Here is a 16,512-nt window from a genome sequence, read left to right on the forward strand (position 1 = left end):
TCAAACGGAACAAAACCTGGGACACTTCAGTTTTCTTTTCAGAAGATATCGGCCCCGTCCTTGCCCCTCAGTAGTGCTCCACCGCGTACATCACGACGCCTTGGTACAGATCACCGTCCACTGGCAGCGAGTGTCCGACGAACTGTGAGCGAACCACCTCGAACACGTTGGAGGTTCCACGGTTCGACAGCGCTTCGTCCAGTGACCGCGCGAGTTGCTCCTCAACAGTAGAAGCACCAGCGTGCATGAGCATTACATCGAGAAGGTCCTGGATACGACGTTCAACCGGCGACTCATCCTGGGGTTCTTCCGCACCACCGATGAGCGCGTCGTCCGGCACAGCAATCCCGCGCGCCTTGTCTTCCATTGCGGCAACTGCAAGACGGGACATTGCAGCGGTGAGAACGTTCAGCGCGTCTTCGCCACCGAGCATGAGGTTGGTGAACTGCTCGTGCTCTGCGTCAGCACCCAAGATTGCGGAAAGCACTTTGTCGCGAAGTTTCGGTGACTTCGCCAACGCTTCCTGCGGGTTCTTGGTGGCAAGGGCTTCCACTTCTTCGTCGTTAGCTAACGCCTCCCACACGGCATGAACCATGCGGGTATTCGCCGAGTTGGACATGTCGATGCCCGCAGCGGAGAACAGCTCGTTGACTTGCTCTACTGCTTCGCGGAATGCGCCTTGCAGCGGATCCCCTGCCCCACCGGTAGAGACACGACCATCGAACCCTGGAACAGGGAGCGGGGCTCGCGAATCCTCGATGTTGAGTTTCAGCTCAACGCCTGTTTCAACGTCACCCATGACGGCGGTCTTCACTACCTCGACGCCGGTGACGTAGTCCTCCTCGCGTGCTTTCTTGCCAAGCTTGAGGTTGCGCGCGAGCAGGTCAGCGAAGATTGCACGCTTGTGCAGAGTGATGTCTTGGAAGTCGATGAACTGGCTCAAGAAGTCCCACGCGTGAACGTACTTCACCAGGTTCGCACGGAAATCTGTGGCCACTGCTTCGTTGTCTTTGTCCCCGGAGACCAAGGCACCTCCGTAGAACTCGGTCCACCGGGTAATGATCGGATCGATACCAATTCGAAGCAGGCTGTCTTTCTTCTTCACATCGATGTCGCGATCCATCACCGTGTCGGCGATCGCTTCCATCTCCTCGACGTCGTAGAACTGGGAGGTGTCCAGTACGCGAGCAAGATCTGCAAGTACGTCGGGGTCTACCTCGGTGTCGATAGACGCCTGCGAGTAGTACGGCTGGAATGAGTGAAGAATCGTTTCGGGGTCATTGACGAAGTCGACGACGAAGGTCTTGGTCTTATTCTTCGATGGCATCGTCCTGTTCAGTCGCGAGAGGGTCTGCACCGCCATCACACCGGACAGAGGTTTATCCACGTACATCGCTGACAGGCGAGGTTCGTCAAAGCCGGTCTGATACTTGTTGGCCACGATGAGGAACTTGTACGCCGCACCGTCGAACATCTTCGTCGTTTCCATCCGACGATGGCCCTCAGGTGCGTTCTCGTTATTGAGGGAGGATTCCGTAACGATCTCCTCGATGTCCTCATCCTTGGACACGTCAAGCGAACCAGAGAACGCCACCAGCGCTTCGAGCCCGTGGTACTTCGGGTTGGACTTGATCACGTCCTGAACCGCCCGGAACCAGGTGTATGCGCTCATGCGGTCGTCGCAAACGACCATTGCTTTCGCGGTCGATCCGAGCAGGAAGCGCACGTTGTTGTTGAAGTGCTCGACCGCCACTTCCGCCTTGGAGTGGATCGTCTTCTCGTGGGAACGGACGAAGTGTTTGAGTGCAGATTTTGCCTCGCCAAGAATGACGTCGTCTTCGCGGCCAAGTTGATCTTCGATCTTGGCGTAGAGCGACAGTGAGATGTAGTTCTGGAGCACGTCCAGGATGAAGTTCTCATCGATTGCCTGCGCCATGGAGTACAGGTCAAATGCCACGTACTTCTCTGGGTTGTCCGGGGACGGCTCGCCAAACACAGCAAGAGTCTTTGCCTTGGGCGTTGCGGTCAGCGCAACGAGGGTGACGTTCGACGACCGCGCGACCGCCGAGTCTCGCTGCTGCTGCAGACGGTCCTTTTCAACACGCGTGAGCTCGCCAGACGGAGTCGAACCAGCAGGGTCGCTGAGCGCTGCCCCACCATCGAGCGTCTCTTCGTCTTCAATATCCGCAGCCGCTCGCGTTGCTGCTTCCGCAAGCTCGTCAGGGGTGTCCGAAAGTGTCTCGAGCAGCGTGCGCGATGCCTTGCCGTGCTGGGACGAGTGCGCTTCGTCGATAATGACCAGCCAGCGGCGGTTTCGCAGTTTCGGCGAACGGTCAATCGTTTGCGCCAGTGCCGGGAAGGTCTGCAGCGTACAGGACAAAATGCGCTTGCCCTGGGTGAGATAGTGGTTGAGTTTCTCCGACTTTGAGGTGTCATCGCTGGTGATGTTGATGACCATGCCTTCAGAGGCCTGCAGAAGTGAAAGTCCGTCCGCGACGTTCTTATCCAGCACGGTGCGATCCGTAACGACGATTACGCAATCGAAAAGTTTCGTCCCGTCTTCGTGGATCATCTTGTTGGCACGGTGCGCCAACCACGCAATCGTTTTCGTCTTACCGGAACCGGCAGAGTGCTGGATCAGGTAGCGCCGACCGGTGCCGTTGCTAGCGACATCGCTGGTGACACGTTCCACAGAGCGCAATTGGTGGAAGCGTGGGAAGATCAGGCGACCCTCGTTGCCCTTCGTGGACGGCTCCCACAGTGCGTAATCCTTCAGGATGCGCAGCAGCAGATCTGGTGAGCACACCCACTCCCACAGGTAGGAAACGTTGTACCCGTTGGGGTTGTCAGGGTTACCAGCGCGGCCTTCCTCGGTTCCCTGGTTGAACGGAAGGAAGACAGTATCGGCGCCGTTGAGTTCCGTGGTCATCATGACTTCACGGGAGGACACTGCGAAGTGGACGAGGCAGCGGCCGGGGTTGAGCAGCGGGCGGCTGGAGCGATTCGGCTTGCGGTCGTGCTTGTACTGCTTGACGGCATCGTCAATCGACTGCGTGTTGTCAGTCTTGAGTTCCATCGTGATCACGGGGATGCCGTTAACCAGCAGCACAAGGTCAATCTCACCTAGGCCACCTTTTTCAAAGTGGACTTGCTGCAGCACGCGTAGGCGGTTTTCCTTCGCCTTGTCGATCACATCCGTCTTCGCCGGGTCATACGGGTAAAAGCCCGCCATATCCGGGAAGTTCACGGTGCCAAGGTCTGTCTGTGTAAACGAGAACCCATCTCGCAACGTGCCCAGTAGTCCGCCGTTGACCTTCTTAGTGATGCCATCCAGAATCGGCGTGTAGTCGAGCTCCTTGGTCAGCCGCTTTAGCAGCCGGTACTCACGAGACTTTCGCTCCGTGTCGTTCGCGTTTTCAGGAATAGCACGCTCGTATTGCTCCGGATACTGGGTTTTCAGCCAGTGGAGTACGTCCTCCGGGAAGAGTCCAAGTTCGGGGTCGAACCCCTTGTCGTTGGCACCCTCGTTCCAAATCCAGCCTTGGCTGTTGAGAGATCGGCAGATGGTCAGCTCCATCGCTTCTTCAAGAATCGGGTTCACCATGATTAGACCTCTTTCCGCCCCGTAACGACTTCAGTGATCAGCGCAGTCTTGCGCGCTTTCAAGTTTTCAATAAGGCGCGTGGATTCCTCGATGAGAGCGTCAGACTTCTCTATTTCTCGTTGCCAACTCGTCGCAACTCCTCGTTGCGTGTCGAGATCGGGAAGCGGGAATTTAAACGCCTTAAAAGCAGAGGTGTTAAGCGAAGGAACGGGGCCAGAATTGACAAGCACGTCAATTGGAAGTTGTGTAAGAGCCAACCTGAGATAGTCCGTGTCCAGAATCGTTAGGTCCGGTTGAACTGACAACATATTGTTGTCGATACAGCAATCCACAGAATTTATGCCGAAACGATTTAATCTCATTGCCTCACCTACTTTGGCGAGCAAGATTGATCCAGCAGGCACTACTCGTGCGCCAATCTCTTGAGCAGTTTCGCGGGAGACTGTGTTCGAAAGATCGTGAACGATTGCTCTACTATCCATCGTAGAAAGTGAACCGACCTTGTAGAACGGAAGTTCCTCTCCCGCTACGCCTTGGTATCGCTCGTTGAACCCAGAACCACCTATAAAGCTCGCGTGCAGTCCTAGATGAGTGAGTCCCGCACGAGCATCTTCAAGTTCATCCAAGTATCGCTTGGCGAACGGAATGGCGCGATTTTCGAGATCTAACTTTAGCCCCTCGAACTCTTCGATCAGCGCGTCCATCTCGCTGATTTCCTTATCGAGATAATCAGCGATACGGCGCTGGGTTTCGAGTGGAGGACGCAAAAGTTTTAACCGCGAGAAACGCGCGTAATTGATCGTCTGTCCGTCGCGAAGTTGATCAGTAGACGATGCCATCCCTTCGATAAATGGCGCTGACTTCAGAAAATATCGCCAGTAGCCAGTAAACACACCGTCACGAGGTTCTAGCACCGTGTAGGCGGTACTGACCTTTCCTCGAATTTGGCTCCACTCAATCCCACCCTGGAAACTACGGAGATGAATCACGAAATCATCAGGCTCGACGTGCTTCATGTCAGAATCGGACAGTTTCTGCATGACTTTCCCGCCCGTGATCTCCTGATACTCATCTTGGGGAAGAACACCGTATTTTTGGGATGGCGTTAAATGAACATCATCTTCCAGATTTTTCTCGCGGCGCTCGTTAAAAACGATGGTGGAAGGAACAATGTCGAAGTCATCAGCGACTTCTCCAAGCCAATAAACACCACTATCTTTCAACCGAGTCATCCGAACGCACCTCCCCGAACATGGCGTAGATGCGATCCAGCGAGCTAGCAATATCCGCGTCCAACTCTTCGAGAGAGCGGGACTCTTCTGGCTTGTAGAACAAGCGCGTCAGCGGTAGCTCCGTCCCCACCTTTGCCAAGGACTCATCCCACTGCATATCCGGAACGAACGGGATTACCTCACGATCCATGTGTTCGGTTACGTCCTCTAGGTACGGCACACGCTCGATCACCTTGGTCGAGGCATCTATGACCGGGTTGCCCTTCTCGTCGAGTGAAGCTGGTGCATTCCCATCTTCCACGGCAAGCGATTTCATGACGTGGCGAAGCAGTGGCGCACCCATCTTCACACCGTGTTCCTTCGCAGCGGACTTGAGCGCCTTGGGCAGGTCGTTGTATTCGCGTCCCTTCATCTCGCGGATGACTGCTTCATGCTCTGGGAATGCAGACTTGTGCTTCATCGCTTCTGCCACGGTTTCATCGGTGACGCTTACGGCGTAGTGCGCCAACTTAAACATCGGCACGTCACGGTAAGTGAGATCATCAGCCGTCACGATGATGGAGCGTTCCATCTCTTCGAAATCCTTGTAAATCTTCGTGATTTCGCGGATGTTGTCTTCTGTAAACTCCACGCGCTTTTGTCCCATGTTCTTACGCATCGGGGCGCAAATTTCGGTCGCGTCGATGAACTGGATCTTGCCGCGGCGACGTGGTTCCTTGTTCCTGTCAAGGATCCAGATGTAGGTGGCAATGCCGGTGTTATAAAACATGTCATTTGGCAGCGCGATGATCGTGTCCAGCACTTCAACGCCGCCTTGCGCGCCGATGAGGTACTTGCGGATACTGTCCGGACCACTCTCCGCATCGCCGGTAAACAGTGGCGAGCCGTTAGTAACTACGGCTGCACGCCCACCCTTCGTTGCACCATCAGCCGCCGTGAGTTTGTGCGCGATGTGCATCAAGAACAGCATTTGGCCGTCGCTGACAGCGGGAAGCCCCTCAGCAAAGCGTGGATCGCCCTGCTCCTGGAGCGCCTTGACATCCTTCTGAAATGCCTTCCAGGACGAACCGTATGGCGGGTTCGCCATGATGTAGTCGAACGTGTCCCCTTCATACTGATCATTGGTCAGGGAGTTGCCGAACTTCAACACTTCTGGGTTCTTGAATCCCTGCATGAGCAGATCAGACTTGCCCATAGCGAATGAAGATTCCTTGAGTTCTTGTCCTGCAACGACGATCTCAATACCTGGGTTGATAGCCCGGAGCGCATCACGCGCAGCGATGAGCATGCCGCACGTACCGGCGGTTGGGTCATAAACGGAACGGATGATGCCGTCTTCCTCCAGTTCCGCGTCATCCGAGGTAAACAGGATGGACGTCATCAGACGAATCGCGTCGCGCGGAGTATAGAACTCACCGGCGTCTTTCGCTTTTCTGGCGAAGGAACGATACATCAGGTTCTCGAAGATGTCGCCCATTGTCTGATCCTGGAGTGCCTCGTCAGACATGTCGATCGACGCGAAGTGGTTCACCACATTCCAGAGTTGATTATTGCGGTCAAGGAAGTCGATGAGTTTCTCAAACTCAAACGCTTTCCAAATCTCTTGGATATTTGCGGAAAACGCCCTGAGATACTGCAGCAGCCCTTCCTTCAAGGTGTCGTCGGAGGTAGCCAGGCGTTCGAGAGACAACTGAGACGTGTTCCAAAAACGAAGCTTGAACATGTTCTCGATCTTGAGGTTCACGATCGAAGGGTCTGTCCCCTTCACGTTCTCCCGGTGGACGAGATCCAAGACGTCCTTCTTCGTCGACTCCAAACGTCCTTCAAGGCGCCGGAGCACAGTGAACGGAATGATGTAGTCACCGTAATTCTCGGCCGGGACAATAAGCCGCAGGTAATCATCTGCGGTCTGCCAAATGGCAGCGTTGAGGCTGTTGACCTTGGCAGTTTGCTTCGGCGTGATCGAATCGAGGATCTCTGAGGTGTCAGTCATCGGTGCTTCCTTGTGAATCTGTAGACGCCTGATTGTCCCACAGGAGTCACTCGTTTTCGGGCAACAAATGTTGGTGTTTCACCGTACGAGCGGAAGGTTTGCAGCGCAGTAGCGCTAGCCCCACCCCGGACGACGGCAAGGGTCATGTGGACACCGCGGCCTGCACCATGGATAGGTTTGCCACTGTGCACCGATCCATGTCGCGCGACGAAATGCTTCTCGAATATCTCAAGACAACCAAAACCGGCACCTACCTCATCCCACCCGGTGTGGGTGAGACCGGTTTCGTCGGTGAAGGAATGTTTGCCTAGTCCCTATCCTGGCCCCTGTCCTGTATCTCGCCTTTGCGTCCTTTCACCGCCACAACAACGCCCACGATGTAGGACACAATCACTCCAAGGACACAGAGCAAACACAATGTTGAAGAAAGATCTAACGCCCGTCTCCCTACAAGCTGGGTGAAAACGGATTTCACGCTCTCTTCAGTGTCACCGGTATCAACCATAAAGAAGCCGGCGAGGAAGAGAAACACTGTTACGGCGATGAAGGCCCAAGACTCACGCCACCCGAAGGACTTATACGGCCCTGCCTGCGAGCCGTCCTTCACGTGGCGTACGGGGATAAACCACAAAGCAAGAAGCGCAAGTGCGGCGATCACCCCAGCTGGAACGGAGTAGAACACGAGCCATCCGCCCACCCCAAACAGAATCCGCCCTACTGCAAAGAACGCCGCCCCTAACAGGCTCAGGATAAGCGCCGCGACGGAGTTGATACGGACATTCCGGCAGTTCATGCACCACATCATACGGCGGAAGCCATGGGCTGTATCTTAATCAGCCAAAGTGACGAGGCAGCGAATGAGGCGCCTTAGAGCAGCACAACGATGACCACCAGCACTGTGATGGCTGCGTCCAGAAGTCCGACGACCTTCGGCGTCCATGGCTTCTCACGACGTGCACCAGTGATCGGCATCAGCGTCGCCCGCGCGAGCAACACGACGGCCACGACGATGATCGCTGGGTGGAACGGATGCCCGCCGGTTATGAGCACGGCGACGACGGCGGCGACAAGCACGACGACGTGATAGCCCACCGACCCGATGAACCAGGGCCTGGAGCCGCGTTCACGGATGAGCGTCTTCACGTAGGGCACAGTGCCGACGAAGTACGCCAGGTACACGGCAAATGCGGCCCACGCCTCCGCATCCAGGCCTCCCCCGGCCCAGGCGGCCACCGGCAGGATGAGGCAGGCTGCTACGACAGTGGACACACCCGACAACAGCGACCTCGGCCGCCGCTTCCATGCCTCGAATACGGCTATGGCCACCAATGGCGCGAACGCCGGGACCCACATGAGAAGCCGCCAGTCGAAGATCAGCGTTGTCACACCCGCGACCGCAGCGAGCGACCCGTAGACAAGGACCGGGGGCCGGTTGCGTTCGCGGAAGCGCGAGCGGATCCAGACGCTGCTGGCGAAAAACGTGAAATAGCCGAGCCACCAGGTCAGCAACAGGGGAATCGCAGTCCACGACGGTGCCAGGATGACGCCGGTGATAGCGGGGACGGTGACCATAAACCAGGCGCCGTGTTGGTCGGGCATCCAACCGGGTGAGCGTCGGCGTGTGCGGGGGTTGCGCGACACGCTGCGCTGCGCCTGGCTCTTCGACATGTTTTCACCCTACTGATGCGAATCCGTGATGGGCAATTGGCGTGGTCTTTTCCGTCGATTCGAAGCACCCGGCGCCGTCGCGCGCTTCAGGCCATTCGCGTTCTAAAAACCACAAAGCCCCGACCCAAAGTGGATGAGACGAGGTGGCAGGCCTAGCGTTAGTCCTATGACGTTGCCAAAGTTCGGTCCCGCTTGGGCCGGTGCTTTAATGGGAACCTCGATTGCGTCGAGTTTGACTGGGTTACATGGATTTCATGTAGCCCATCTCGTGTTTGCGCTCATCGCGGCGGGACTCCTTGTTGTGTTCACGGTCGGCGTGCGCAATGAGCCGCCGCGGCACCAGAACATGGCGGCGTGGGGCATGTACGCGATGGGGCTGCCGCGTGCGGCTCGGCGTGGACGGCACTCACGGGCAACGATGCGTTCCAGCTGTTCAGCTGGTGGGTCGGTGCGCCACTGGCCATCATCGTGTGCTTGTGGCAACTCTGGGGTTTGTGGAAGCAGTCCGCGCACTACACCGAGCCTGCGTTCCCGTGGGGCTTGGCGCTGGTGTCCCCGATGGTCGCTGCGACATCCGGCGGGCAGCTGGCCACCCATCACGGCGAGTTTTATCACTACGCGGGTGAGCTGTGCTTCTTCCTCACGTTCTTCACCGCGATCCCGCTCTTCCTCTACTGCTACTGGTCCCGCACGCGCCCACGTGGCGCAGCCGCGGGTACAGCGTGGATTCCCCTCGGTGTTGTCGGCCAGTCGACGGCAGCATCGACATTGCTTTTCGACGCCCACCTGTACGGCCTCATCATGTTCACCCTCGCCGTACCGTGTGTCCTCTATGCCATGTACTGCTTCTACGAGGCTGTCCTCCACTGGGCGCCCTACGGCCCTGGTTGGTGGGGCTCTACCTTCCCCGTGGGCACTCTGTGCTTGGGTGCTTGGGACGAAGGCTGGCACGCACTTTCCTTGGCGCTCCTCGTGCTCTTGCTCCTCCACTGGGGTGTCTGCGCGGTGCGCTTTGGCTCCTGGGAACTAAGCCAATCTGGTGCGAGATGAACTAGCTATCCGCGCTTCTCCGATGCCGTCGTCGTGGTGGTCCACGACGAGCTGGATCAGGCGCCCGGGGAGCTCCCCGTCCGGCACGCCCACGACTCGGCGTAGCGACCGCCCTTCGCCAGCAATTCATCGTGCGTGCCCCGTTCTGCGACCGTCCCGTCCTCCGAAAGCACGACGATGAGGTCGGCATCGCGGATGGTGTGCAGGCGATGGGCGACGACGATCACAGTGTGATCGCCGCGCAACGCCTCCATCGTGCCGACGATCGCCCGCTCAGTGGCCGCATCCAGCGAGGACGTCGGCTCGTCGAGAAGCACCACCGGGGAATCCTTCAGAAGCGCCCGGGCGATGGCGAGGCGCTGCCGCTCACCTCCCGACAGCAGCGTCCCCTCCTCCCCCACCGGGGTATCCCACCCGGAAGGCAGCAGCTCCACGATGCGGTCCACCCCGGAACGCCGGGCAGCCTCGCGCAAGCGGTCCCCGTCACCGGGCCTGGAACCGAAGCCGGGGTCGGCGAAGACCAGGTTGTCCCGCACGGACGCGTCGAAAAGGAACGTCTCCTGGAACACCGGGGTCACCAGCGAGTTCACGCCGTCGGTGCCGATCCGAGGCAAGGGCACCCCGCCGATGAGGATCTCCCCCGAGTCCGGATCGTGAAAACGCGACAGCAGCCGCATGACCGTCGTCTTGCCCGACCCCGACGGTCCCACTACGGCAACCAGCGCTCCCTGAGGTGCACGGAAGCTGACGTCGTCGAGAACCTTCTTATCTCCGTACCCGAAGCTCACACCGCGGAACTCCACGTCATGCCCGTCGGGCAGCTCCGGTGCGGCAGGTTCAGGAAGGGCGGGGATTGCCCGCAGGTCACGCAACGCAGCCAACGTGTTGCGGCCCGCACCGAAACCGCCGGACAACGCTCCCGCCGTGGTGATCGGTCCGGTGAACTGGACGAGCACGATGAGCATCGGCGCCAAATGCGCCGGCGCCATCCCGCCCGTCGCGGCGACTGCCACGGCGACGATCACCGCCGCCGTGAACACCGCATGGACGACCGAACCCAACCGTCCGATGGCCGCCCCCTGCGTCGACGTCGCCTTCGCGAACGCATCGTGCTGGGCCTGGATAGCCTCATCCACCATCGCGTCCGCCGCCGAACCGTCGCCCGCGGCGCGAATCGCCTGCTGGCCGCGGGTGAACTCGATCAGCCTGCTGGAGACGGCAGCGACGGCCTCAGCATGCGCTTCGTCCGACTCCCCGCCGACCCGGCCAATGGCCCGGTAGGCGAAGAAGAGCACCGGCGCCGACGCGACAAGAACCAAACCGACGCGCCAATCCACCGCCAGAATTCCGAAGGCGATGACGGTCGGCGTAACCACCGCGGCGATGACGGGCCGCAGGATCACGTGCGGCACGGACGCCGCGAACGCGATACCCGACGACGCCATCTCCGAAAAGCGGCCGGCCGTGGACTTGGTGACGTACCCGAGTGGCAACGTCAGCACGCGTTCGCCCAGGGAACGCAGCAGGGACGAAAGCACCGCTGCGGAATTCGCCCTGCCAACTGTCCCCGCGGCGAGGGACAGCACCGCATGGGCGGCCGCGAGGCCGGCGATGACGCCGGTGAAACGCCACGCCGTCGCATCATCTCCCTCGGCCAGAGCCGACAGCAGCGGCAGCAGCGCGACGAACGCCGCTCCCTGGGCCAGCGCGGCAAGCGTGGCCAACGCAATGAGCCACACCAGCGTCATTCTCGAGCGCCGATCCGTCATCGACCACAAGTCTCGAATCATCGGTTCCCCGCCTTTTCATCGTCTGATTCAGTACCCCGCGGGGCGGATGGTTCGTCGTCGAGCGTGAACGCGCGCCACAAATCCCGGTAGCGGCCACCGCGCGCAAGCAACTCGTCGTGGGTACCCGCCTCCGCGACCGCTCCCCCATCGAGAACGAGGATGCGGTCGGCGTTGCGGATCGTGCTCAACCTGTGCGCGATCACAATCACCGTCCGCGAACGGGCCAAACGCTCGATTGCGGACTGGATGAGGGCCTCGGAAGCCGGATCCGCGTAAGCGGTTGCCTCGTCGAAGATGAGCACCGGCGCGTCCGTGACGATCGACCTCGCGATGGCTATGCGCTGCGCCTCACCACCGGAAAAGGTCACATCGACGTTGACCACCGAATCCAGGCGCTTCGGCAGCGCCGCGATGACCGCATCGAGGTTCGCGAGCTTCGCGGCCGCCATGATTTCGTCGTCGGTGGCGTCTCTCCTGGCCAGCCGGATGTTCTCCCGCAACGGCAGCGTGAACAACTGCGGATCTTGGAACACCACCGACACCGAGCGGTGCACGTCGCGCACGGCGATGTCACGAAGATCGACGCCGCCCAGCAGCACCGAGCCTTCAGCAGGGTCGTGGAAACGCGCCAACAGCCGGGCGACGGTGGACTTTCCGGAACCGGAGGACCCCACCAGCGCAGTGAGGGTCCCTGGTTCGAACGTCGCGGACATCCCGTCGAGGACCCGCGGCCCATCGCCGTAGGAGAAGACCAGGTTCCGGACCTCGAGCGCGCCTCCGCGCGCGGGCACCGGATCGGCGGGCTCGGCGATCGGCGGCGTGCTCAGTACCTCCGCGATGGACTTCAGGGCAGCGATCCCCGCGATGATGGGTTCGGAGTTCATGGCCACCCGCACGATCGCCGCGGAGAGTCCAAGGCTGAGAACCAGCCCGGCGACGAGACCCTCCGGTATGCCGCCCGCGGCGTCCCTCAGAGCGAGGCCGGCCCCGCACACCACTGCGAGAACTGTGGTCGGGGACGTCACCACGTCGATGAGCCCGAGATAGATGTTCGACTGCCGGGACCAGGCGGACCACGCGCGGACGAACGACAACGCCGCGGCATCGTAGCGACCCGCGCCCTGGTTAGCGCGCCCGAAGGACTTCATCACCGGGATACCGCGCACCAGCTCGATGACCGCGGCCGTCACTCCTTCGGAGGCTCGCTCGTAGTCGCGCTGAAGAGCGGCTCCGCGCGAAATCATCACGCCCATCAGGGCGAAGGTGACCAGCACCGGGACGACCGCCACCACCGCGATCCGCCAATCCACCACGACGAGCGCGATGAGGGAAAGCAGGGGAACCAGCACCGCCACCACGGTCTCACCGACGGTGTGGCCCATGAGCTGGTGGACAGCCGCGACGTCCTTCTCAACCGACTCGATGATTCCCGACGAGCGCCGGGCGTCCAGCCAGCCCAGCGGTAACTTCCGGATTTGGGCGACCAGCCGGCGCCGGAGGTGGAGCTGCAGGTCGTTATCCGCCCGGTGCGAGAGCATGCCGGCGGCGCCGTCTGCGGCCATGCGCACCGTTGCGGCGACGACGATGACAGCCACGGCCAACCACGTCCGATGCTCCGGGGCCTCCGGGTACGTCATCGCGATGTCGATGATGCCGACCAGCGAAGCGACGGTAGCCACCGACGACAGGACAGATAACGCGACCACCGCCCGCATCCGGGTCCGAATCGGGGCGAGCAGCGACCACGGGCCTACGGTCCCGTCCACAGCGCTCACTTGCCCGCCTCCCCGATCGCGCTTTTCTTCGTGAGAGTGCGGAAGTACACCATGCCGACGTGTGAGGCTCCGCCCAGCTTCAACCCGTTGGCTTCGGCGAGGTCCTCGACCTCGCTGCCCGGCGACCCTGCCGAGCGGCGCGAGGACGTCGGCGACGTGGAATTCCGTCCGGCCCCGAGCCCTTCGACGGCGGCGTCCATCGGTTCACGCGCATAGCGGCTGAGGAACCTCGGCTGGACCTTGTCCTCGTAGGCCGCGAGGAGTCTGAGGTTGTTCTGGACGATCTGGGCAATCGACTTCATCTGGTTCTGTCTCCGGGTGTGTGGGCCGCGTCCACGCGGCGGTTTCAGGTTAGGTGATCGGGTTCGCGGGCCGTCGTCGGCGGTGCCGCCCCCTCTCGGCCGACTCGTCGACTCATTGGTCGCTGTGGTGGGTTCATCAGTCACAAGCGGCACTGTGTTGCCCTCTCAGAAGATAATAACCATTATTACGTTAGGTTAGCCTAACCTCGCATGCGACTCAAGCCCCGTCTCGTGCGTTTGATAGACATTGCTGAAACCGAGATCGCGCAAAACCAGCACACCATTGAGTGACGCGTGGACGAAGACTCAGGATGGGCGCAAGAATCCGCAGGCGTTTTTAACAATCTTCTCGGTGAATCAGCCTGTAAATCCGGGGAATCCCCGTACTCAGGGGACGATCACTACCCCGCTGGAGTGGGAGCAGAAGGCTTCTCCGGATAAGCGCTCTGGTAATGGCCCGAAACCGAAGGTGCGGGCGTGTCCCAAAATGGCACGGCTATGGATCCGGCGCTCGGTCAAGGGGTTCCAGCGCCCTTTCACCGCCATCGACCATAAAGAAGCCAGCTAGGGAGAGAAACACCATGACCGCGATGAAGGCCCAGGATTCGCGCCATCCGAAGGCTTTGTATTGCCTTGTCTCTGGGCCTGTCTCTGGGCCTGTCTCCGGGCTTTCCGTCACACTGCTCATCCTCTTGCAACAGCACATCCCCCCTCGCTCATGATCAGAAACAGCCTATAGTTGACGTGTCACAAACTTTTCACGCGATAAGGGAGGACACGATGACTACAGACGCACAGAAGGACTGGGCAGGCGATGCCCAGAACGCCTCAACAGACGGCGAGTTCAAGCGGGATACGAACTATATCGGTGACCGCATTGTGTCGTCGATAAGCAATGAAGCTTCGCACTGGCCCGTGCAGCCGCACCGCTACCGTCTCATCGCCGCACGTGCCTGCCCATGGGCGCATCGCGCTGTCATCGTGCGGCGCCTGATGGGGCTGGAAGATGTGATCTCCTTGGGCCTGGCTGGCCCGACTCACGACAAGCGCTCCTGGACCTTCGACTTGGATCCGGGCGGCGTGGACCCCGTGCTACAGATCCCCCGCCTGCAGGATGCATACTTCGCACGCTTTCCCGACTACCCGCGCGGCATCACCGTGCCGGCAATCGTGGAAGAAGCAAGCGGCAAGGTGGTGACGAACGATTACAACTCCATGGTCCGCGACTTCCAAACCGAGTGGACCGCCTACCACCGCCCCGGCGCCCCGAACCTGCTGCCACCGGAAGAGCTGCGCGAAGAGGCGGAGGCGATCAACGACTTCCTCTTCCGCAAGTTCAACAACGGCGTGTACCGCGCCGGATTCTCAGCCTCCCAAGACGCCTACGAAGAAGCCTACGACGACGTGTTTGAGGTCCTCGACTGGCTCGAAGACCGCCTAGCCAACCACCGCTTCATCATGGGTGAACACATCACGGAGACCGACGTCCGCGCCTACACCACCCTCATCCGCTTTGATGCCGTCTACCACGGCCACTTCAAGACAAACCGCAACAAGATCACCGAACTCCCAAACGTCTACGGCTACCTCCGCGAGCTGTTTCAAACCCCCGGCTTCGGCGACACCACCGACTTCACGGAGATCAAACAGCACTACTACATCGTCCACCGCGAAGTGAACCCCACCCGGATCGTCCCCTCCGGGCCCGACCTTTCCGGCCTCACCCAACCCCACGGCCGCGACCATCTCCCGGGCTCCCCCTTCGCCGCAGGCACCACCCTCCCCGGCCCACTGCCCGAATCCGAGAAGCTGAAGAACCCCACGGATTTCCAACGGGAGCTCTTCGGGCTGGAGTAGGTCTTCTGGGGTTAGGGGCCAGAAAGTGTGTCTGGGATCGGGGATTTTTAGGTTCTGACCTGTAGGGTAGCGTGAAATATATGCTTTGGGAGCATATATCTGGCCTCAACACGGTGAATCCCCGGTGTGGCTGCCAGTCTGTGGTAGTAGGCGGTGGTGTGGTGGCTCAATGCCAAAGAACCGACCACGCTGCTACTGCGGCGGTGATACCAAACGCAATGGAACAACCAGCAAAGGCACTACCCGATGGGCGATGTAAGGCCGTGGAGCCTCAGTCAATAAAAGTCGGCCAGATGTCACAGTAGCAGACCACCAGCCCCGTTAGACCCCATGCGTAGCTGTATCCCCACTATGCACAGTCTTTCACTTGCACACTTGGCAAGCATTAGACTTGCAATTAAGGCAAGTATTACACTTGCCTTAATTGCAAGCCAGTGAAGTTGACGTTAGGGAGAAGAACGATGAGCGACGACCTTAAGATCATTCACGACGTTCAAAAGCGCACCACGTGGACGCAGAGCTGGTGGGCGGTGGCGATAGTGGCGCTTGGCGCCGGCGGCGGTATCGCGCTATTCAAGCTGTCATGGTGGTACGGCCTCGCGGTTCTTGTACCGACGTTCGTTCTGGGCTATCTCCTCAAAGATAAGATTGCGAACCCCTTCGTTCGGGTCAATCCCAATATGGGGCCGAGTAATGATCGCGCCACCTGGTCACGAGTACTGCTGCCAGGTGCCATGATGTTCTCCACCGTGCCGACGCCTGATACTTGGCCGTGGATGATTGTCTGCGGCGTCGTTGTTTCTACGGCGACGGCATGGATGTTGTATGAGAACCGCAACGCCGCCGTAAAGGGCGTCAATGTCTAAGGATCCTTCACCACGCCCAGCAAAGCTGGATCCGGTCATCCACCCCATCAATCGGCTTAAAATTTGTGCCACGCTGTTCCATTCAGGCGCAACCGGCGGCAGGCAGATGAAATACGCCGTGCTTGCAGAGCTCACCGAGCTTCCTGCCGATACGCTTTCCAAGCAGTTGAAACATCTTGAGGACAGCGGCTATATCAGCCGCACCCGCGAATATGGCTCCACGCGCGCGAAAGACGCCGTCTGGGTCGCGTTGACCCAGACTGGAACAGAAGCCTATGCACAGCACGTTGCGGCGCTTAAAGCCATGACAGAGGGCTCATAGATTGGGTCAAGTCCCGTGAAGTGGTGTAGCCGTTTGTGCTTTCGGCTCGGTAT

At 59.7% G+C, this 16,512-nt stretch carries 13 protein-coding genes; 5 read left to right on the forward strand and 8 right to left on the reverse strand.

From position 1 onward, the window contains the following. Positions 1-67: 67 nt before the first annotated feature. Genes HMPREF2656_RS00190 through HMPREF2656_RS00200 form a run of 3 tightly spaced genes read right to left on the reverse strand, consistent with a single transcriptional unit; the run spans position 68 to position 6,829 of the window. Complete coding sequence (locus tag HMPREF2656_RS00190) at positions 68-3,604, reverse strand: type I restriction endonuclease subunit R (protein ID WP_070815548.1); 3,537 nt, start codon at positions 3,602-3,604, stop codon at positions 68-70. A 2-nt stretch (positions 3,605-3,606) separates the two neighbouring features. Further along, positions 3,607-4,836 (reverse strand): restriction endonuclease subunit S, encoded by a 1,230-nt coding sequence (locus HMPREF2656_RS00195; protein ID WP_070815549.1) that lies wholly within the window; start codon positions 4,834-4,836, stop codon positions 3,607-3,609. Next, the gene (locus tag HMPREF2656_RS00200) at positions 4,817-6,829 is read right to left on the reverse strand and encodes a type I restriction-modification system subunit M (protein WP_070815550.1); all 2,013 of its coding nucleotides are present in this window, start codon (positions 6,827-6,829) and stop codon (positions 4,817-4,819) included. Before HMPREF2656_RS00200 ends, HMPREF2656_RS00195 begins: the two co-directional genes overlap by 20 nt. A 98-nt stretch (positions 6,830-6,927) precedes the next feature. Here HMPREF2656_RS00200 and HMPREF2656_RS12650 point away from each other — a divergent pair, with 98 nt between their 5' ends. Then, positions 6,928-7,140, forward strand: coding sequence for a hypothetical protein (locus HMPREF2656_RS12650; RefSeq protein WP_246825031.1), 213 nt, complete (start codon positions 6,928-6,930; stop codon positions 7,138-7,140). Here HMPREF2656_RS12650 and HMPREF2656_RS00205 read toward each other — a convergent pair. Together HMPREF2656_RS00205 and HMPREF2656_RS00210 are read right to left on the reverse strand one after the other, a co-directional pair. Beyond that, the gene (locus HMPREF2656_RS00205; RefSeq protein ID WP_141760955.1) at positions 7,137-7,622 is read right to left on the reverse strand and encodes a hypothetical protein; all 486 of its coding nucleotides are present in this window, start codon (positions 7,620-7,622) and stop codon (positions 7,137-7,139) included. The two genes, HMPREF2656_RS12650 and HMPREF2656_RS00205, sit on opposite strands and share 4 nt — an antisense overlap. Before the next feature lie 74 nt (positions 7,623-7,696). After that, a complete protein-coding gene (locus HMPREF2656_RS00210; RefSeq protein ID WP_371440635.1) occupies positions 7,697-8,497 on the reverse strand; it encodes a YwiC-like family protein in 801 nt (266 codons plus the stop codon). A gap of 354 nt (positions 8,498-8,851) precedes the next feature. Here HMPREF2656_RS00210 and HMPREF2656_RS00215 point away from each other — a divergent pair, with 354 nt between their 5' ends. Next, positions 8,852-9,547, forward strand: a complete 696-nt coding sequence (locus HMPREF2656_RS00215; RefSeq protein WP_246825033.1) for an SLAC1 family transporter — start codon at positions 8,852-8,854, stop codon at positions 9,545-9,547. A 56-nt stretch (positions 9,548-9,603) separates the two neighbouring features. Here the strand turns inward: HMPREF2656_RS00215 and HMPREF2656_RS00220 are convergent, their stop codons facing one another. Genes HMPREF2656_RS00220 through HMPREF2656_RS00230 form a run of 3 tightly spaced genes read right to left on the reverse strand, consistent with a single transcriptional unit; the run spans position 9,604 to position 13,414 of the window. Next, on the reverse strand, positions 9,604-11,337 hold the full coding sequence (locus HMPREF2656_RS00220) for an ABC transporter ATP-binding protein (RefSeq protein WP_070815552.1): 1,734 nt from the start codon (positions 11,335-11,337) through the stop codon (positions 9,604-9,606). Beyond that, positions 11,334-13,112 (reverse strand): ABC transporter ATP-binding protein, encoded by a 1,779-nt coding sequence (locus HMPREF2656_RS00225; RefSeq protein ID WP_070815553.1) that lies wholly within the window; start codon positions 13,110-13,112, stop codon positions 11,334-11,336. Before HMPREF2656_RS00225 ends, HMPREF2656_RS00220 begins: the two co-directional genes overlap by 4 nt. Further along, on the reverse strand, positions 13,109-13,414 hold the full coding sequence (locus tag HMPREF2656_RS00230) for a hypothetical protein (protein ID WP_070569688.1): 306 nt from the start codon (positions 13,412-13,414) through the stop codon (positions 13,109-13,111). The genes HMPREF2656_RS00225 and HMPREF2656_RS00230 overlap by 4 nt, the downstream gene beginning before the upstream one ends. 780 nt (positions 13,415-14,194) lie before the next feature. On the opposite strand from HMPREF2656_RS00230, the gene HMPREF2656_RS00240 reads away from it, so the two are divergent. From HMPREF2656_RS00240 to HMPREF2656_RS00250, 3 genes are all read left to right on the forward strand, one after another. Continuing rightward, complete coding sequence (locus HMPREF2656_RS00240; protein ID WP_070483501.1) at positions 14,195-15,271, forward strand: glutathione S-transferase family protein; 1,077 nt, start codon at positions 14,195-14,197, stop codon at positions 15,269-15,271. Between the two features lie 461 nt (positions 15,272-15,732). After that, positions 15,733-16,137, forward strand: coding sequence for a hypothetical protein (locus HMPREF2656_RS00245; protein WP_070422685.1), 405 nt, complete (start codon positions 15,733-15,735; stop codon positions 16,135-16,137). Then, positions 16,130-16,459 carry a transcriptional regulator gene (locus tag HMPREF2656_RS00250; protein ID WP_070422684.1) on the forward strand — a complete coding sequence of 110 codons (330 nt, stop codon included), beginning with the start codon at positions 16,130-16,132 and terminating at the stop codon, positions 16,457-16,459. The genes HMPREF2656_RS00245 and HMPREF2656_RS00250 overlap by 8 nt, the downstream gene beginning before the upstream one ends. Positions 16,460-16,512: the final 53 nt, after the last annotated feature.

This window comes from Corynebacterium sp. HMSC034B08 (assembly GCF_001835805.1).
GTDB classification, from domain to species: Bacteria; Actinomycetota; Actinomycetes; order Mycobacteriales; family Mycobacteriaceae; genus Corynebacterium; species Corynebacterium coyleae.